The 17,687-nt window shown below is 65.2% G+C and carries 18 protein-coding genes; 17 read left to right on the top strand and 1 reads right to left on the bottom strand.

What is annotated here, in order from left to right; all coding sequences use genetic code 11:
• Positions 1-20: 20 nt before the first annotated feature.
• From CH291_RS24120 to trmD, 10 genes are all read left to right on the top strand, one after another.
• Entirely contained in the window at positions 21-359 is a 339-nt protein-coding gene (locus tag CH291_RS24120) for a P-II family nitrogen regulator (protein ID WP_019664269.1), read from the top strand.
• A complete protein-coding gene (locus CH291_RS24115; RefSeq protein WP_094642435.1) occupies positions 349-2,880 on the top strand; it encodes a [protein-PII] uridylyltransferase in 2,532 nt (843 codons plus the stop codon). The genes CH291_RS24120 and CH291_RS24115 overlap by 11 nt, the downstream gene beginning before the upstream one ends.
• A 272-nt stretch (positions 2,881-3,152) precedes the next feature.
• Positions 3,153-4,073, top strand: coding sequence for a M23 family metallopeptidase (locus CH291_RS24110; RefSeq protein WP_094669803.1), 921 nt, complete (start codon positions 3,153-3,155; stop codon positions 4,071-4,073).
• A 127-nt stretch (positions 4,074-4,200) separates the two neighbouring features.
• The gene (ffh, locus tag CH291_RS24105) at positions 4,201-5,760 is read left to right on the top strand and encodes a signal recognition particle protein (protein ID WP_068049621.1); all 1,560 of its coding nucleotides are present in this window, start codon (positions 4,201-4,203) and stop codon (positions 5,758-5,760) included.
• A gap of 17 nt (positions 5,761-5,777) precedes the next feature.
• A complete protein-coding gene (locus CH291_RS24100; protein WP_094688797.1) occupies positions 5,778-6,884 on the top strand; it encodes an amidohydrolase family protein in 1,107 nt (368 codons plus the stop codon).
• Entirely contained in the window at positions 6,881-7,711 is an 831-nt protein-coding gene (locus tag CH291_RS24095) for a CPBP family intramembrane glutamic endopeptidase (RefSeq protein WP_179276644.1), read from the top strand. The genes CH291_RS24100 and CH291_RS24095 overlap by 4 nt, the downstream gene beginning before the upstream one ends.
• A 188-nt stretch (positions 7,712-7,899) precedes the next feature.
• Positions 7,900-8,376: a 30S ribosomal protein S16 gene (gene rpsP, locus CH291_RS24090; RefSeq protein ID WP_094688796.1), complete on the top strand. Its 477-nt coding sequence runs from the start codon at positions 7,900-7,902 to the stop codon at positions 8,374-8,376.
• Positions 8,373-8,615: an RNA-binding protein gene (locus tag CH291_RS24085; protein ID WP_027496687.1), complete on the top strand. Its 243-nt coding sequence runs from the start codon at positions 8,373-8,375 to the stop codon at positions 8,613-8,615. The genes rpsP and CH291_RS24085 overlap by 4 nt, the downstream gene beginning before the upstream one ends.
• Before the next feature lie 14 nt (positions 8,616-8,629).
• A complete protein-coding gene (rimM, locus tag CH291_RS24080; RefSeq protein WP_094688795.1) occupies positions 8,630-9,172 on the top strand; it encodes a ribosome maturation factor RimM in 543 nt (180 codons plus the stop codon).
• A gap of 3 nt (positions 9,173-9,175) precedes the next feature.
• A complete protein-coding gene (gene trmD, locus CH291_RS24075; RefSeq protein ID WP_068049592.1) occupies positions 9,176-9,856 on the top strand; it encodes a tRNA (guanosine(37)-N1)-methyltransferase TrmD in 681 nt (226 codons plus the stop codon).
• 5 nt (positions 9,857-9,861) lie between these two features.
• On the opposite strand, the gene CH291_RS24070 is transcribed toward trmD, so the two are convergent.
• Positions 9,862-10,815, bottom strand: coding sequence for a serine hydrolase (locus CH291_RS24070; protein ID WP_094688794.1), 954 nt, complete (start codon positions 10,813-10,815; stop codon positions 9,862-9,864).
• A 68-nt stretch (positions 10,816-10,883) separates the two neighbouring features.
• Between CH291_RS24070 and CH291_RS24065 the strand changes: the two genes are divergently transcribed.
• The 7 genes from CH291_RS24065 (at position 10,884) to CH291_RS24035 (ending at position 17,487) form a co-directional block, all read left to right on the top strand.
• Positions 10,884-13,223 (top strand): Tex family protein, encoded by a 2,340-nt coding sequence (locus CH291_RS24065; protein ID WP_094688793.1) that lies wholly within the window; start codon positions 10,884-10,886, stop codon positions 13,221-13,223.
• 117 nt (positions 13,224-13,340) lie between these two features.
• On the top strand, positions 13,341-14,195 hold the full coding sequence (locus CH291_RS24060; protein ID WP_094688921.1) for a hypothetical protein: 855 nt from the start codon (positions 13,341-13,343) through the stop codon (positions 14,193-14,195).
• A 132-nt stretch (positions 14,196-14,327) separates the two neighbouring features.
• Positions 14,328-14,669 carry a 50S ribosomal protein L19 gene (gene rplS, locus CH291_RS24055; protein WP_027496692.1) on the top strand — a complete coding sequence of 114 codons (342 nt, stop codon included), beginning with the start codon at positions 14,328-14,330 and terminating at the stop codon, positions 14,667-14,669.
• A 208-nt stretch (positions 14,670-14,877) separates the two neighbouring features.
• On the top strand, positions 14,878-15,630 hold the full coding sequence (lepB, locus tag CH291_RS24050; protein WP_256980973.1) for a signal peptidase I: 753 nt from the start codon (positions 14,878-14,880) through the stop codon (positions 15,628-15,630).
• Positions 15,627-16,388, top strand: a complete 762-nt coding sequence (locus CH291_RS24045; protein ID WP_218829054.1) for a ribonuclease HII — start codon at positions 15,627-15,629, stop codon at positions 16,386-16,388. The genes lepB and CH291_RS24045 overlap by 4 nt, the downstream gene beginning before the upstream one ends.
• Before the next feature lie 37 nt (positions 16,389-16,425).
• Positions 16,426-16,731 (top strand): DUF2469 domain-containing protein, encoded by a 306-nt coding sequence (locus CH291_RS24040; protein WP_008717288.1) that lies wholly within the window; start codon positions 16,426-16,428, stop codon positions 16,729-16,731.
• Positions 16,732-17,142: 411 nt separating this feature from the next.
• Positions 17,143-17,487 carry a histone-like nucleoid-structuring protein Lsr2 gene (locus CH291_RS24035; RefSeq protein ID WP_068049609.1) on the top strand — a complete coding sequence of 115 codons (345 nt, stop codon included), beginning with the start codon at positions 17,143-17,145 and terminating at the stop codon, positions 17,485-17,487.
• Positions 17,488-17,687 lie beyond the last annotated feature (200 nt).

The following is a 17,687-nucleotide window of genomic DNA, read 5'->3' as shown; positions in this document are numbered from 1 at the left end:
TCTTGTGAAGGGAAGCAAAAATGAAGCTGATCACGGCAATCGTCAAACCGTTCACCCTGGAGGACGTCAAGACGGGGCTGGAGCAGGCCGGCGTACTCGGAATGACAGTCAGTGAAGTTCAGGGATACGGCCGCCAGAAGGGCCACACCGAGGTGTACCGAGGTGCGGAGTACTCCGTCGACTTCGTCCCGAAGGTCCGTGTCGAGGTAGTCGTCGACGACGCCGCTGTGGAGAAGGTCGTCGAGGTCATCGTCGAGGCTGCACGCACCGGCAAGATCGGTGACGGCAAGGTCTGGGTTTCCCCGGTCGACTCGGTCATCCGAGTCCGCACCGGAGAACGTGGCGCTGATGCACTCTGACCCCAAAGGGTCTCGGGCCGTGGGCCCCGGTTCTGGCGCGAAAGCGTCAGGATCGGGGCCTTCGGTCTCCATGGGCTCCGCATCGAAGGGCACGAGCGATGCTGCAGCAGATCTCGCTCGGGCCAGAAAACAATTGCTCGACGGCGGAACACGCAATCGTCGACTCGATGCACCCTCGCTCCGGCAGGCTCTGGTCGATCTGCACGAGTTCTGGCTGACCACCAAAGGTGCAGAGCTCGGGATCAAACCGGACTCCGGTTTCGCGATCGTCGCCGTAGGCGGTCTTGCTCGACGCGAACTGCTGCCGTACTCGGATCTGGACCTGATACTGCTGCACGACGATCTCGAACCACGCATCGTCTCCGATGTCGCCGACAAGCTCTGGTACCCGTTGTGGGACGCACACATCAAGCTCGACCACAGCGTGCGAACGGTGCCACAGGCTCTGCAGGTGGCGGCGGCCGACATGACGGCATCTCTCGGCATGCTCGAGGCGCGGCACATCGCCGGCGACGTCGAATTGAGCAACCTCCTCATCGGCGGCGTACGTCGCCAGTGGCGCAACGGTATTCGAGGGCGCTTCGACGAGCTGATCGAGCAGACCCGCGGGCGGTGGTCGCGCAGCGGTGAGATTGCACACCGCGCCGAACCCGATCTCAAGAGCGGCCGCGGAGGGCTGCGTGATGTTCAGTTGCTCGACGCCCTCTCCATCGCGCAGTTGACCGACGGCATGCCCGGGCTCGGGCCCGAATCGCCCGGTGGCGGTTTGGCCTTCGCACACGGACGCCTGTTGGACGTGCGCACCGAACTGCACCGCGTCGCCGGTCGAGCACGGGATCAACTGCGGGCGCAGGACGCCGACGAGATCGGTGCCGCGCTGCGGATCGGAGACCGCTTCGATCTCGCTCGCGTACTGAGCGATTCGGCCCGCACCATCAGCTACTCGGTCGACGTCGGACTGCGCACCGCCGGCAATTCGCTTCCCCGAAAGGGTCTTTCACGCCTTCGTCGAGTTCCGATCCGGCGGCCGCTGGACGAGGGGGTCGTCGAACACGGCGGCGAGGTCGTTCTCGCCCGCGACGCGCGGCCGAACAAGGATCCGGGTCTGATCATGCGTGTCGCTGCGGCGTCGGCGCAGACCGGAATGCCGATGTCGGCCTCGACCCTGAACCGACTGTCCGACAGCGCGCCCGAGCTCCGCGAACCCTGGCCGAAGGAAGCCCTCAACGATCTGCTCGTGTTGCTCGGATCGGGTCGCAAAGCCATCGCGGCCATCGAAGCTCTCGATCGAACCGGACTGTGGGGCAGGCTCATTCCGGAGTGGGGCGCGGTACGCGATCTGCCACCGCGAGATGCCGTGCACACGTGGACAGTCGATCGGCACCTGGTCGAAACTGCAGCCTACGCAAGCGCATTGACCACCCGAGTTGCGCGTCCGGACCTGTTGGTGCTCGGCGCGCTGATCCACGACATCGGCAAGGGACGCGGCGGCGACCACAGCGTCGTCGGTGCAGATCTGGCCATCCAGATCGGCAACAGGCTAGGACTGTGGCCGTCCGACGTGGCACTGCTGACGTCGATGGTGAGATACCACCTGCTGCTGCCGGAGACCGCCACCAGACGCGACCTCGACGACCCGGCAACCGTGCAAACCGTCGTCGACGCCCTCGGTGCCGACACCATCTTGCTCGAGCTGCTCCACGCACTGGCGGAGGCGGATTCGCTCGCCACCGGACCGGGGGTGTGGGGCGACTGGAAGGCCTCGCTCATCCGCGAGCTCGTGCGCCGTTGCCGATTGGTGATGGCGGGGGAGAGTCTGCCCTCTCCGGATCCACTCGACCCTGCGCACGTCGAACTCGCAGCGCGGGGAGGCGTCCATGTCGACATCGCGCCGACCGACGGGCTGCACACCTTCGTCGTCACCGTCATCGCCCCCGACACGCCCGGGCTGCTCTCCGACGCCGCAGGAGTCCTCGCGCTGCATTCGCTTCGCGTTCTCTCGGCCTCCCTCGGAAGTCACGAGGGATCGGCGATCAACTCGTTCGACGTCGCGCCGCTCTTCGGATCCCCGCCACAGGCCGGTCTGCTGCGGCAGGAAATCATCCGAGCCCAGGCCGGCGAACTCGACCTCGTCGCCGTGCTCGACGCCAAGGAACGCGACGCCAGAGCCGAAACCGTCGAGGACGATGCCGAGGATTCTGCAGTCCCGGTTCTCTACGCCCAAGCTCCGCCTCGGGTGCTGTGGTTCGACGACAACGAACCCGGGCAGGTGGTGCTCGAGCTACGAGCAGAGGACCGGCTCGGTCTGCTCTGCCGACTGGCCAGTGCGATCGAACAGCAGGGATCGGACATCCGGTGGGCCCGCGTCTCGACCCTGGGTAGCTCGGTGGTCGACTCCTTCTGCATCGACCTTGCGGGAGCCGACAGCAGGGCGGTTCGCGAGGACCTCGAGCGCGCGATCCTCGCGGTGGTACCTGCCCCGGAACCGCCCAAGCCCCCGGAAAAGCCCGAAGGCACCTGACCGCGGGTCGGAATGCGAGAGCAGACCGACTCGCGCTGGTGACTATTCACGAACTTCCGGCCACCGGGCCTTGCGCCGATGCCGATTTGTTACATTCGTCCCAGACGCAGAAACGACACTCTCGACCGTTCGAGCGACCACCACACTGCTCGAACCACGTCGTTCCTGCAGGCTCCACACTGCTCGAACCACGTCGTTCCTGCAGGCTCCACACTGCTCGAACCACGTCGTTCCTGCAGGCTCCACTCCTGATCTTTCGAGAGGCACCAACTGTGGGATCCCACCGACGGTCGACCGTCCACACACCGACCGACATCGCGGCGCGTCCGACGAGCGGCAGACACCGCGCCGTACAGGACACACCCGACCTCGGCCGACGGGCGGCAACCATCGTCGCCGCGACCGGCGCGATCGTCGTCGGCGCGACGACGATGGGTGCCGGTACCGCAGGTGCCGCGCCGATCCCCGAGGCACCCGCAGCAGGACTGCCGTTCGCCGTACCGGAGGGTCTGCTGCCCGCGGGATTCGAGCTGCCCCAGTTCGAGCTCCCGCAGTTCCTTCCCCCACAGTTCGCGCCCCCGCCCGCACCGTCGCAGCCGGCACCGCCCGAGGCCGCGCCTACCGCACCCGCGCCTGCACCGGCACCGGCACCGACCGCCGACCCACTGGCCTCGTTCGGAGTCGCCGATCCCGGTGCTGCCGCCCAGCAATGGCTCGACGACGTCGGCCTGGGGCAGTTGGGTGCGGAGTCTCCTCTCGACAGCCTGCGCTCGCTGAAGAAGGGCACAGTGCAGCCCGTGGCAGGAGTTTTGACGTCCAACTTCGGCTCGCGATGGGGAACCCAGCACAGCGGCCTCGACATCGCGGCACCCATCGGAACGCCCATCTACGCCGCCGCTGACGGCACCGTGTCCGACGCAGGACCGGCATCCGGCTTCGGTCTCTGGGTCAAGGTGCGGCACGACGACGGCACCGAGACGGTCTACGGGCACGTCAACGACTTCTCGGTTCAGCCCGGTCAGCGCGTGGCGGCCGGTGAGCAGATCGCAACCGTGGGCAACCGCGGCCAGTCGACCGGCCCACATCTGCACTTCGAGGTACACGATCCCTCCGGCGTCAAGGTCGACCCCGCGCAGTGGCTCGCGACGCGGGGAGTTGCAGTGACGTGGAACGATTCCGCGCGCCTGGCCTGACTCGACATCGCCACGTTCGACACGACAGTCGAACGCCCCAGAGACGGCGCGGCGTGCTGCCGCTAGTGTGGTGACCGTGCCGGATTCGGCTCGTTTTCGGTGATCGGCTAGCTCAGGAGTGCAATCGGTGTTCGAATCCCTTTCCGACAGGTTGACCGGGACTCTCAAGGACCTGCGTGGCAAAGGTCGACTGTCCGACGCGGATATCGACGCCACCGCCCGTGAGATCCGTCTTGCCCTGCTCGAAGCGGACGTGGCACTGCCCGTCGTACGTGAGTTCATCAGCCGAATCAAGGCCCGGGCCAAGGGTGCCGAGGTCTCGGGCGCGCTCAACCCCGCCCAGCAGGTAGTCAAGGTCGTCAACGAGGAACTGGTCGGCATCCTCGGCGGCGAGACTCGCAGGCTCGTGTTCGCCAAGAACCCGCCAACGGTGATCATGCTCGCCGGTCTGCAGGGTTCGGGTAAGACGACGCTGGCGGGCAAGCTCGCGAAATGGCTCAAGGGCCAGGGCCACACCCCACTGCTCGTCGCGTGCGACCTCCAGCGTCCCGGTGCTGTGAGCCAGCTGCAGATCGTGGGCGAGCGCGCCGGTGCCGCCGTCTTCGCGCCGCATCCGGGCACGTCCATCGGTGGCGGCGACAATGCACTCGGAGTCTCGGCCGCGGATCCCGTCGAGGTCGCTCGGGCCGGCATCGCCGAGGCTCGAAGCAAGCAGTACGACGTGGTCATCGTCGACACCGCTGGTCGCCTCGGCATCGACACCGAGCTGATGAGTCAGGCCGCGGGAATTCGTGACGCGGTCCAGCCGGACGAGACACTGTTCGTTCTCGACGCGATGGTCGGCCAGGATGCCGTCAGTACCGCCGAGGCGTTCCGTGACGGCGTCGGCTTCACCGGTGTCGTTCTCACCAAGCTCGACGGCGATGCTCGCGGCGGTGCCGCGCTGAGTGTCCGCGAGGTCACCGGCCAGCCGATCATGTTCGCGTCGACCGGTGAGAAGCTCGAGGACTTCGACGTCTTCCACCCCGATCGCATGGCCAGCCGCATCCTCGGCATGGGCGACGTGCTGAGCCTCATCGAGCAGGCCGAGCAGCACTTCGATGCCGAGCAGGCCGAGGCGACGGCCAACAAGATCGGCTCGGGGCAACTCACGCTCGACGACTTCCTCGAGCAGATGATGGCCGTCCGCAAGATGGGACCCATCGGAAACCTGCTGGGTATGCTGCCCGGTGCCGGGCAGATGAAAGAGCTCGCCAACGTCGACGAGAAACAACTCGACCGCGTGCAAGCGATTATCCGCGGCATGACGCCACAGGAGCGGAACGACCCGAAGATCATCAACGCGTCGCGTCGACTCCGTATCGCGAACGGCTCGGGCGTCAAGGTCTCCGACGTCAATCAGCTCGTCGACCGATTCTTCGAGGCGCGCAAGATGATGTCTGCGATGGCCGGTCGGATGGGAATGCCGGGCGCGCGCAAGCAGGTGCGGAACAACAAGAAGGGCAAGAAGGGCAAGAAGGGTGCACGCGGCCCGACGCAGCCGAAGATCCGCGGTGGATTCCCGGGCATGCCGGGCGGAATGCCTGCCGGAATGCCCGACCTGTCGTCCATGCCCAAGGGCCTCGACCAGTTGCCACCGGGGCTCGAAGGCATCGATCTGTCGCAGCTGAAACTACCCAAGAAGTAAGCGCGCACGTGTCGGCGATGCGGGTGCGGGGCCGCGGACTGCCGGACGGGTCCGAGATCGATCTGTGGATCGAGGGTGGCGTCCTGTCCACGGAGCCGATCGCGGATGCCGATCTCGTTCACGACGGCGGCTGGATTCTGCCCGGTCTGGTGGACGCCCACTGCCATGTCGGAATCGAGTACGGCGGGGGACACACGGACCTGATCGGGTCGATCCGCCAGGCCGAGACCGAGCGAGGCGTCGGCGCGCTGCTGTTGCGCGACGCCGGGTCTCCGGTGGACACGCGCGAGCTGGACGAATACGAGGACCTTCCCCGCATCATCCGAGCGGGCCGTCACATCGCATCACCGAAGCGCTACATCCCGGGTCTGGCAATCGACATCGAGGACGAATCGCAGCTGCCCGAGGCGGTGGCCCAACAGGCACGATTCGGCGATGGCTGGGTCAAGCTCGTCGGCGACTGGATCGATCGTTCGGTGGGAGATCTCCGACCGCTGTGGAACGACTCGATCCTCGTCGACGCCATCGCCGCTGCCCACGCCGAGGGCGCGCGGGTGACCGCACACGTCTTCGGTGAGGATGCCCTGCCCGGATTGATCGCGGCGGGAATCGATTGCATAGAACACGGCACCGGCCTGACCGACGAGACCGTCGAGATGATGGTCGATCACGGCACCGCACTGGTACCGACGCTGATCAACATCGAGACGTTCCCCGGCATCGCCGACTCCGCCACCCGGTATCCCGTCTACGCCCGGCACATGCGGGCGCTGCACGAACGCGTCGCCGATACCGTCGGACGAGCTCACGACGCAGGCATTCCGATCTACGCAGGCACCGACGCAGGCGGTTCGATCGCGCACGGTCGTATCGCCGACGAGGTCGCCGCACTCGCGGCCGTCGGACTCTCACCGACCGATGCACTCGGTGCCGCCTGCTGGGAGGCCCGGTCGTGGCTGGGTCGACAGGGGCTCGAACACGGCGCGCCCGCCGATCTCGTGGTCTACGTCGAGGATCCGCGAGGCGGACCGGATGTGCTGTCCAACCCGGATCTGGTGATCCTTCGCGGACGAGTGACCGACCGGCGTGGTCGCACGACGAGTGGATCGACGGTCCGGGGGTGACCGACCCGGGTGACGGCGCAGGACGAGCCGATCCCGACCGCCCCAGCTGGGCCGGTCTGGCTCCGATGAATCACGTTCATCAGCAAGGATCGGGACTGTCCGAAACCTACTGGCGCGCCGAGCAGGCCGCGCTCGAACGCAGACGCGGCCAACGGTGGGGACTGCCGGCCGCGGCACTGGTGCTGGGGCTCAATCTGGCCGGATTCCTGGTGCTCGGCCTCGTCGTGACGTCGGACGCCTCGGCCGTCTTCGTGGTGGGCATCATGATCCCGAGCCTGCTCGCCACGGGAGTGGCGGTGGCCATCTCGAAGTCGCGGGGCAACGGCCCCGTCGTCGACTTCGGCCTCCCCAGATCCATCCCCGAATTTCTCGGGCACCTCCGATCCGGGTTGGCGTGGGGTGGCGTCGCCGTGGTCGGCGGCATAGTGCTGGCTCTGATTCTGTTGTCCCGTATCGAAGTCGGCGACCCGACGCCCCTCGGCGCGGTCACGGATATGGCAGTCGGCTTGAAAATCGTTCTGGCCCTGTGGATTTGGCTCGGTGCACCGATCTGCGAGGAAACGATGTTCCGCGGCATGCTGTGGGGAGCGCTCGAGAAACGCACCCGCCCGATGCCGATGGCCTGGTTGGGCAACCGATGGGTGGTCCTGGCGATCACCGCGGTGTTGTTCGCGGTGTGGCACCGAGAGTGGTGGCGCCTGGTGGTGCTGTTGTGGGGAGGATTCGCAATCGGAATCGCTCGAATGCGTTCCGGTTCGATCGTCGCGTCGATCACGGCACACTCGTTGAACAACACCCTTCCTGCCCTGGTGGTCCTGCTCGCCTGACGGGAGTGGTTCTGCGGGCCCGATTCACCGATAGTGCGACCCGTCTGGCACAATGAACAGCTGTTCGCCCGTCATCCGGTTACGTACCGAGCGGCGGTCACAACACCCTTCAACGCAAAACCGGGTTCGCATGCCGTGCGGACCGCTGAATTGCGCCGTGACCAACTTTCGAAAGGCTCCACCAGAACATGGCTGTCAAGATCAAGCTCATGCGTATCGGCAAGATCCGCACCCCGCACTACCGCGTCGTCATCTCCGATGCCCGCACCCGTCGTAACGGCCGTGCGATCGAGACCATCGGCACGTACGAGCCCAAGCAGGACCCCAGCATCATCGAGATCAACTCCGAGCGGGCGCAGTACTGGCTGAGCGTGGGCGCACAGCCGACCGAGCCGGTCGAGGCTCTGCTCAAGATCACCGGCGACTGGCAGAAGTTCAAGGGCCTCCCCGGTGCCGAGGGAACCCTCCGCCTCGCCGAGCCCAAGCCGTCCAAGCTCGACCTGTTCAACGCCGCACTGGCGCAGGCCGACTCCGAGCCCCAGGGCGAGGCCACCACCGCCAAGAAGAAGAAGGCTCCCAAGGCCGACGACGCCGCTGCGGAGACCACCGACGCTGCAGCAACCGAGACGGCAAACGCGCCGGCCGCCGAGGCTGCTGAGAAGTGAGTGCCGTTGTCGCCGATGCCGTCGAACACCTCGTTCGCGGCATCGTCGCCAATCCCGATGACGTTCGCGTCGAGATGATCACCGGCCGTCGGGGCCGCACCGTGGAGGTCCACGTGCACCCCGACGATCTGGGCAAGGTCATCGGCCGTGGCGGTCGTACCGCTACGGCACTGCGCACTCTCGTCTCGGGAATCGGTGGTCGCGGCATCCGCGTCGACGTGGTCGACACGGACCAGTAGGTCACGTACCCATCATGGAGCTGGTCATCGGCCGTGTCGCGAAGTCGCACGGCATCAAAGGCGAAGTCGTCGTCGAGGTTCGCACCGACAACCCCGACGACCGCTTCGCCGAAGGAACCGTTCTGTCGGGCCGCAAGCCTCGATCGAACGCCGAGCCAGCCTCGTACACAGTGGACGCCGTCCGGGAACACTCCGGGCGGCTTCTGCTGCGTCTGAACGGTATCGACGACAAGACGGCCGCAGACCAACTCAGGGGCATTCTGTTCGTCGTCGAATCCACCGATCTTCCGCCGTCCGACGACCCGGACGAGTTCTACGACCACGAACTCGAAGGCCTCACGGTGATCCTGACCGACGGCACCGTCGTGGGAACGGTCCGCGAAGTTCTCCACTCCGCAGCGGGGGAGCTGCTCTCCATCACGCCGAATCCGAGTTCCGGCGAAGCAGCACGCGCCGAAATCCTCGTGCCGTTCGTAGCGGCCATCGTGACGACGGTGTCGTTGGCAGACAAGACGATCGAGATCGATCCGCCCGAGGGTCTGCTGGATCCGGAGTAGATCGTGCGCCTCGACGTCGTCACCATCTTTCCCGAGTACCTCACGCCGCTCCGAACCGCGTTGCTGGGCAAAGCAATCGACCGCGGCCTGGTCTCGGTCGAGGTCCACGATCTGCGGTCGTGGACTCATGACGTGCACAAGGCCGTCGACGATTCGCCCTACGGCGGCGGACCGGGAATGGTCATGAAGCCGACCGTCTGGGGAGACGCACTCGACGACGTGCTGACCGACGATTCTCTCCTCGTCGTTCCGACGCCTGCCGGCGTCCCGTTCACCCAGCGGACAGCCGAGCGGTGGTCCTCCGAAAAGCATCTCGTATTCGCCTGCGGCCGATACGAAGGCATCGATCAACGAGTGTTCGACGATGCCGCACGTCGGGTCCGTGTCGAGGAAGTCAGCATCGGCGACTACGTGCTCATCGGCGGCGAAGCGGCTGTTCTCGTCATGGCCGAGGCCGTGGTGCGGCTGATGCCAGGGGTTCTCGGCAATCAGCAGTCGCACCAGGAGGATTCGTTCTCCGACGGTCTGCTCGAGGGGCCGAGTTACACGCGTCCCGCACAGTGGCGTGATCTCGACGTTCCGCAGGTACTGCTCTCGGGTGATCACGCCAAGATCGCTGCGTGGCGCCGACAGCAGTCACTGGACAGGACCGCCGAGCGTCGTCCGGACCTGTTGCAAGACTGACGAATTCAGCTGACGGTGCCGTCGGGGAAGAGCATCGAGACGAATCCGGTGAGAGTGTCCCTGGCATGCAGCGCGCTGGCGTCGTCACTGACGTCGACCACCGCGGTGTCCGGATAACTTTCCAAGTCGTCGGCGTAGAAGATGTCCTCGCGTGACGACAGAGCCAGAACGTAGCGGTTGTCGACACCGATGGTGCCCGTCGACAGGTGTACCCACCGATCGGACACGCAGCACATCCAGCCCTGTTTCACAGCGTGCACACTCTCGCCGGGCAAACCGTCGACGATCCCGAAGTGCTGCTTGTAGCCGTCCGCGGCAATCGGTGCCGAACGGCGCAGCATTCCGATCACGATGTCCGTGGATGCAGTGGTCAGACCGCCGCTGCCGTTGAGCAACCCCGCGTAGTAACCGACCAGGTCGCTGGGCGTGGTCTCGGTGTTGTACCACTCGTCGTCCCCGGGCGGCGTGGTGCTCGTCAAGCCGTAGCGAGCCGCGACCGTGCGCACGATCTCCGACGAGCCGTAGCGATACCAGAGCGTGTACGCGGCGTTGTCGTCGGACAACTCGAGCATGCTCGTCATGGTGGTCAGGTCGTCGGCAGAGACAGGACGGTTCTCCGACTGTGCTCGGAACAACACCTCGTCGGCGATGAACAGCTTGGATACCGATGCGGTTTCGACCTGGATATCGGCATTGCTGCTGTAATAGGAGCCCGTCCGACGATCCAACAGTGCGAAATCGACGTCGGCACCGCGGGCCTGGGCCGACGCGATCGCCATCGGGATACGAGCTTCGAGGGCTACGCCGTCGACCTTTTTCATGTCGGGAAAGGGCGACGCCGACGTCTCGGCGGTGTCCTTCGAGTCGGAGTCGCCGACCTGGTCGTCGGGAGGAGCCGAGCATCCGGCCAGTATCAGGGAGGCGCAGGCTGCAGCCAGGAACCGAGACCCCCTGACCATCCGCGTATCTCTCCCACACGTTGAACCGCTGACCGACTTGTCCCACGTTAGCGGTAGGGTCCATCGCCGTGACCACTGCTCTGAAATCTGTGAACAAGCGCATAGCCGAAGAACTCGACGTTCGTGAAGAACAGGTTCGTGCCGCCGTGGAACTGCTCGACGGCGGGTCGACGGTCCCGTTCATCGCGCGCTACCGCAAGGAAGTCACCGGCACTCTCGATGACACGCAACTGCGTCAGCTCGATGAGCGACTTCGGTATCTGCGCGAGCTCGACGAGCGCAGAGACGCCGTCATCGAGTCCATCCGCTCGCAGGGCAAGCTCGACGACGCGCTGGAGCAGTCGCTGATGCTGGCCGACACCAAGGCGCGCGTCGAGGACATCTATCTGCCGTTCAAGCCCAAGCGTCGAACCAAGGCTCAGATCGCGCGTGAGGCCGGGCACGAGCCCGTCGCCGACGCTCTGTTCTCCGACCCCACCACCGACCCGGCCCAGTTCGATCAGGAGCAACTCGACGGCGCACGGGCGATTCTCGTCGAGCGCTTCGCCGAGGACGCGGACCTGGTGGGCGAGCTGCGCGAACTGATGTGGACATCCGGCAAGCTCGTCGCGTCGGTTCGCAAGGGCAAGGAGGAGGAGGGTGCCAAGTTCTCCGATTACTTCGAGTTCTCGGAACCGTTCACGAGCCTGCCCTCGCACCGAATCCTCGCCACGCTCAGAGGCGAGAAGGAAGAGGTGCTCTCGCTCGGCTTCGAGCCCGAGCGCGACGAACCGACCCCCGGGGTGCCGAGCGTCTACGAGGGTCGGATCGCCACCAAGTTCGGAATCGCGAATCGCGGCCGGCCGGCCGACAAGTGGCTGCTCGATACCGTCCGATGGGCGTGGCGCACCAAGATGCTGGTGACCGTCTCCCTCGACACTCGTATGCGACTGCGTCAGTCGGCCGAGAAGGACGCCGTCGACGTCTTCGCGAGCAACCTCAAGGACCTGCTGCTCGCCGCTCCGGCAGGCAACCGCACCACCATGGGCCTGGACCCGGGCTTCCGTACCGGCACCAAGGTCGCCATCGTCGACGCCACCGGCAAGGTCGTCGACCACGACACCATCTACCCGCACAAGCCGCAGGGCAAGTGGGATCAGGCGGTGGCCACCCTCGCCGGCCTGGCCGCCAAGCACAAGGTCGAACTGATCGCCATCGGCAACGGCACCGCATCGCGTGAAACCGACTCGCTGGCAGCAGAATTGATCGCCAAGTTCCCCGCCGCCAACCTGACCAAGGTGGTGGTGTCCGAGGCCGGCGCGTCGGTGTACTCCGCCTCCGCGTACGCCTCGAGCGAGCTGCCCGAACTCGACGTCTCGATCCGCGGTGCCGTCTCGATCGCCCGCAGGTTGCAGGATCCGCTGGCCGAGCTGGTCAAGATCGATCCCAAGTCCATCGGCGTCGGGCAGTACCAGCACGACATCTCCGAAACCCTGCTGGCCCGTTCCCTCGGGGCCGTGGTGGAGGACGCGGTGAACGCTGTCGGCGTCGATGTCAACACCGCGTCGGTACCGTTGCTCTCGCGGGTCTCCGGTATCGCAGGCTCTCTCGCCGAGAGCATCGTGGCGCACCGCGACCAGAACGGTCCGTTCGCCAGCCGTAGCACCCTCAAGGACGTTCCGCGATTGGGGCCGAAGGCTTTCGAGCAGTGCGCCGGGTTCCTGCGAATCTCGGGCGGCGAGGACCCACTCGATCGGTCGAGCGTGCACCCGGAGGCGTATCCGGTGGTGCGCCGCATCGTCGGCAAGGCCGGCGTCGGGGTGCGCGACGTTGTCGGCAACACCTCGCTGCTGCGGGGTCTCGATCCCGCCGAATTCGTGGACGAGCGATTCGGACTGCCCACTGTCACGGACATCATCTCCGAGCTCGAGAAGCCGGGCCGCGACCCTCGTCCGGAGTTCAAGACCGCTACCTTCGCGGCCGGCATCGAGAAGGTCGCCGATCTGAAGCCGGGCATGACGCTCGAGGGCGTGGTGACCAACGTGGCCGCCTTCGGTGCCTTCGTCGACGTCGGTGTGCACCAGGACGGTCTGGTTCACGTCTCGGCGATGTCGCACAACTTCGTCAAGGACCCTCGTGAGGTCGTCAAGTCCGGTGACGTGGTGCGCGTCAAGGTCATGGAGGTCGACCTCCCGCGGCAGCGCATCGGCCTGAGTCTGCGGCTGGACGACGAGCCCGGTGCCGGTGGCGGCAAGGACGCCTCTCGCGGACAGCAGCCCGACCGGCCCCGAGGCCAGGGCAGAGCTGCGGGCAGCGGCCAGAGCAACCGAAGTCGAGACGCGCGCCCACAGCGCGGCGGCGGCCAGTCGGCAGCACCGGCGGCCGGTTCCATGGCCGATGCGCTTCGGAAGGCGGGATTCGGAAAATAGTGGGCGGATCCTCGGGTCGATGCTGCCCTGGGCGGTCCCGAACACGAATAGTGTGAACGGTGATTCACCGGTCGTTCGGCCGTTCGGCAGGAAGGACGTGAGCCACACGTGAGGTGGTTGCAACACGGGGTCATCGATCACGGCCGCCTGCCGCTGCTGTGCTTCCTACTGGGGCTGTTGCTGGGGTTCCTGCTGATCCGACTCAGCGTCAGGATGATTCGCGCAGATGTGAAGTGGTGGCCGGGAAACATCACGCCCGGCGGTCAGCACATCCACCATGTCGTCTTCGGGATCGTGTTGATGCTGCTGGCGGGGATCGGCTTGATCGCGGTGTACGTCGACGGTTCCGAGTCGGTCGGGGCGATGCTGGCCGCGATCTTCGGTATCGGGGCAGCTCTCGTCCTCGACGAGTTCGCGTTGATCTTCTATCTCCGCGATGTCTACTGGTCCGAACAGGGGCGCACGTCGGTGGACGCCGTGTTCGCGGCAGTGGGATTCACCGGCCTGCTGCTGCTCGGCTTGCACCCTCTGGAGCTGCTCAGCCCGGCCGGCTTCCGGTCCGATCCCGACCCGTGGGTGCGCGGCACCCTTGCGGTGTTGGCCCTGGCCAATCTCGCGCTGGGTGTCGTCGTACTGCTCAAAGGAAAGATCTGGACCGGACTGCTCGGGCTGTTCGTCCTGCCGATCCTCGTTCTGGCCGCAGTGCGGTTGAGCAGGCCGAGTGCCCCGTGGGCGAGGTGGCGCTACACCACCAGGCCGAAGAAGATGGAACGCGCACTGCGCCGGGAGAAGCGGTGGCGACGGCCGATCATTCGGGCCAAGATCTATCTTCAGGACGCGATCGCAGGCAAGCCGAGCATCGTGCATGCACGTGAGGCCACGGAGCAAGAATTGGCGCGGACGGTACTGCCTGCGCCGATGCCGAGCGGGACGGCGGCGAGCCGAGAAGCGCCGATTTCGTCGAACGCCTGATGGTCTGGCACAATGGTCGGGTTGCCTCTAGCAGGCACGGACCTCACTCGGAGTACGAACCAGTCGAGCCGCTGTGTCAGCGAGCCGCTCGGTTCCTCTACTCATGCGCAGAACGCAAGGATGGCACAACCGATGAACACTCTGGACTTTCTCGACAATCAGTCGCTGCGTAGCGACATCCCCGATTTCCGCCCCGGCGACACGCTGAACGTGCACGTCAAGGTCATCGAAGGCTCGAAGGAGCGCATTCAGATCTTCAAGGGCGTCGTCATCCGACGTCAGGGCGGTGGCGTTCGCGAAACGTTCACGGTCCGCAAGGTCTCGTTCGGCGTCGGTGTCGAGCGCACCTTCCCGGTGCACAGCCCCAACATCGCCCAGTTCGAGGTCCTCACCCGCGGTGACGTCCGTCGCGCCAAGCTCTACTACCTCCGCGATCTGCGTGGCAAGGCCGCCAAGATCAAGGAAAAGCGCTGACCGGTTCCGCCCGGACACATCAGTTCACACCATGCCGCGTTGCCCGTCAGGGCGACGCGGCATGGTGCGTTCTGCCCGCGATCGGCCCGCATTCAACCCTGCCGACGGGCGGATCGAGAGCCGCGAACCGCCCATGCGCAGACCGTCCGGCCGTGCGGGCGACGGTTCCGGCTAACCTGATCACGTGACGCAGTCCCCACAGGATCCAATCGACGAGCCCGACGACGAGTCTTCACGGAAGAAGCGTCGGGAACGCAAGCCCCGATCGTTCTGGCGTGAGCTCCCCATTCTGATTCTGGTAGCGCTGGTACTGAGTTTTCTGCTCCAGACATTCGTCGCACGGGTGTATCTGATCCCGTCCGAATCGATGGAGCCGACCTTGCACGGCTGCACCGGCTGCACCGGTGACCGCATCGTGGTGGAGAAGATCGGATACCGGTTCGGCGACCCGAAGCCCGGCGACATCGTCGTCTTCCGTGGCCCGGATTCGTGGAACGACGAATTCGTGTCACAGCGGTCCGACAACTCGGTGATTCGTGGCGCACAGGAAGTCGGCTCGTTGATCGGAGTCGTCGCGCCCGACGAGAACGATCTGGTCAAGCGCGTCATCGCCACCGGCGGTCAGACCGTCGAATGCTGTGACGATCAAGGTCGAGTGCTCGTCGACGGACAGCCGTTGGACGAGCCGTACATCCAGATGGATTTCCCGTTCACCCCGGGAACGATGACGTGCGACACCGAACTGAAGTCCGGACGATGCTTCGACCCCGTCACCGTGCCGGAGGGCAACGTCTGGGTCATGGGCGACAACCGGAGCAACTCGCGAGATTCCCGGTATCACGTCACCGACGAATTCACCGGAACCGTTCCCCTCGACAACGTGATCGGGAAGGCCGTGTTCATCGCACTGCCGCCGTCACGAACCGGCATCCTGGATTCTCCCGACATCCAGGGTCGATGACGGCAACCCCGCGACGTGCGCCGCGTGCGCGCGCAACTTTGACTCGGTCGTCGTGGCCGCCGCGTCCGATCATCCGACGAGCGGCCGGATTACGGACGATGGAATCGGCGTTGGAGCGGAGCGGACTCGGGCCGGTCGCAGGAGTCGACGAAGCGGGAAGAGGAGCCTGCGCCGGTCCGTTGACGGTCGCAGCGTGTGTTCTCGGGGCGCGAGCACATGCCGCCCTGGCGGATCTGGACGACTCGAAGAAGTTGACCGAGCGACGGCGCGAAGAGCTCTTTCCCAAGATCCAGAGGCTGGCACTGGCATGGAGTGTGGTGTCGATCGATGCGGCCGAGGTCGACCGCATCGGGGTCCACGTGGCGAACATCGAAGGAATGCGACGCGCTGTTGCCGGGCTCGGCATGACCCCGGGCTACGTACTCACCGACGGCTTTCGAGTGCCCGGCCTTCCGGTTCCGTCGCTACCGGTGATCGCCGGTGACGCCACCGCAGCGTGCATCGCCGCGGCGAGCGTGCTCGCGAAGGTCTCCCGGGACCGATTGATGGTGCAGTTGGACGAAACGATTCCCGGCTACGGATTCGCCGTGCACAAGGGGTACAGCACCCGTGCTCACTCGGCCGCCATGACCGCTCTCGGGCCCAGCCGCGAGCATCGAATGTCCTACGCGAATGTCGCAGCGGCCGCCGCGGGGCTTTCTCCTGACGCCGTCGACGCCCTGGGGCGAATGGACTGCCGCGACGCCGGTACGCGATGATTGCTGTTCACGCCCGACTGGAGGATGAAAGAGACCGATGAGTGCCGAAGATCTCGAAAAGTACGAAACCGAGATGGAGCTCTCGCTGTATCGCGAGTATCGGGACATCGTGGGTCAGTTCAACTACGTCGTCGAAACCGAGCGGCGGTTCTATCTGGCGAACTCCGTAGAACTCATTCCGCACAACGCCGACGGTGAAATCTACTTCGAATTGCGCATGTCCGACTCGTGGGTGTGGGACATGTATCGCCCCGCCCGTTTCGTCAAGCATGTCCGGGTGATCACCTTCAAGGACGTCAACATCGAAGAGTTGGACAAACCAGATCTTCGTCTGCCGGAATAGCTCCTCGTCCGAGGCTGGGGCCTGACGGAGTCGCCCTGAGCGTCGGATGTCGGATCAGCCTGCTGCGAACCACCCGATGCGATGCGGTCGTGCTGTACCGATCGTTTTGCCACCCGAAAAATTGGACGCCCGGCCAAATCGGTCCGCATGTCCTGTTTCCGTGTTCGGTGTCACGGAAAGTTGTTCCCCGTCCAATGGTGCACGGCGGTTGCGATCGGTTTTCCCGTGTGAAATCGATTGCGCAACAAAGCTATTCGAATTGGTCGATTAGTCGCTCGAAATGCTGGACAATTTCTGCACCGATATTCGTCGATTCGACACGTCACGAAACGCCTGCAGTTCTTTGCGTGGATACGAGAATGGGTGGTAGAACTTGAATATCACATCCCCCAGACGTGTAAGAGGTACGAGATGGCACGCAAGACGCTTGTGCAGATGATCGACGATGTGGACGGATCGGTCATCAAAGACGGCCAAGGTGAATCCATCGAATTCGGCATCGGTGGAAACCAGTACCGCATCGATTTGAACCTCAAACATGCCAACGAATTGCACGAACAGTTGGCATTCTGGATCGAGCACGCCGAGAAGATTTCCGGACGCCGCACCCGTAAGGGCGGCGCTGCATCGGCACCGGCTCGCGGCAAGGTGGATCTGCAGGACATTCGAGCATGGGCCCGCGAGAACGGTCACGAGGTCAGTGCCCGCGGCCGTATCAGTCAGGATGTGCAAGCGGCCTACGAGGCTGCTCACTGACCGTCCTTTCGCGAACCGAGGCTCGGTGTCTCGGCAGCACGTTTTGCGTATCGGCACTTTCGATGTCGGTATCGACAAGCCGCATCAGCTCCGTCCGATTCTTTGAATCAGGACGGAGCTTTTTGCGTATGGAGTCCGCTTTCGCCCGGCGGCTCGGACACGCTACGAGCCATAGCACGGCGGTCCGACACGGTGGACTG

Origin of the sequence: Rhodococcus sp. 14-1411-2a (genome assembly GCF_002259485.1) — a bacterium.
Classification (GTDB): Bacteria; Actinomycetota; Actinomycetes; order Mycobacteriales; family Mycobacteriaceae; genus Rhodococcoides.
The sequence above is the reverse complement of the archived record's forward strand: the minus strand, read 5'-3'. Positions and strand labels throughout refer to the sequence as shown.

Excerpts from the sequence above, each read along its gene's own strand:
- CH291_RS24035 (WP_068049609.1), top strand. The coding sequence starts at position 17,143 with ATGGCACGCAAGACGCTTGTGCAGATGATCGACGATGTGGACGGATCG.
- rimM (WP_094688795.1), top strand. The coding sequence starts at position 8,630 with ATGGAGCTGGTCATCGGCCGTGTCGCGAAGTCGCACGGCATCAAAGGC.
- CH291_RS24120 (WP_019664269.1), top strand. The coding sequence starts at position 21 with ATGAAGCTGATCACGGCAATCGTCAAACCGTTCACCCTGGAGGACGTC.
- CH291_RS24100 (WP_094688797.1), top strand. The coding sequence starts at position 5,778 with ATGCGGGTGCGGGGCCGCGGACTGCCGGACGGGTCCGAGATCGATCTG.
- CH291_RS24045 (WP_218829054.1), top strand. The coding sequence starts at position 15,627 with ATGACGGCAACCCCGCGACGTGCGCCGCGTGCGCGCGCAACTTTGACT.
- rplS (WP_027496692.1), top strand. The coding sequence starts at position 14,328 with ATGAACACTCTGGACTTTCTCGACAATCAGTCGCTGCGTAGCGACATC.
- rpsP (WP_094688796.1), top strand. The coding sequence starts at position 7,900 with ATGGCTGTCAAGATCAAGCTCATGCGTATCGGCAAGATCCGCACCCCG.
- CH291_RS24115 (WP_094642435.1), top strand. The coding sequence starts at position 349 with ATGCACTCTGACCCCAAAGGGTCTCGGGCCGTGGGCCCCGGTTCTGGC.
- CH291_RS24040 (WP_008717288.1), top strand. The coding sequence starts at position 16,426 with ATGAGTGCCGAAGATCTCGAAAAGTACGAAACCGAGATGGAGCTCTCG.
- CH291_RS24070 (WP_094688794.1), bottom strand. The coding sequence starts at position 10,815 with ATGGTCAGGGGGTCTCGGTTCCTGGCTGCAGCCTGCGCCTCCCTGATA.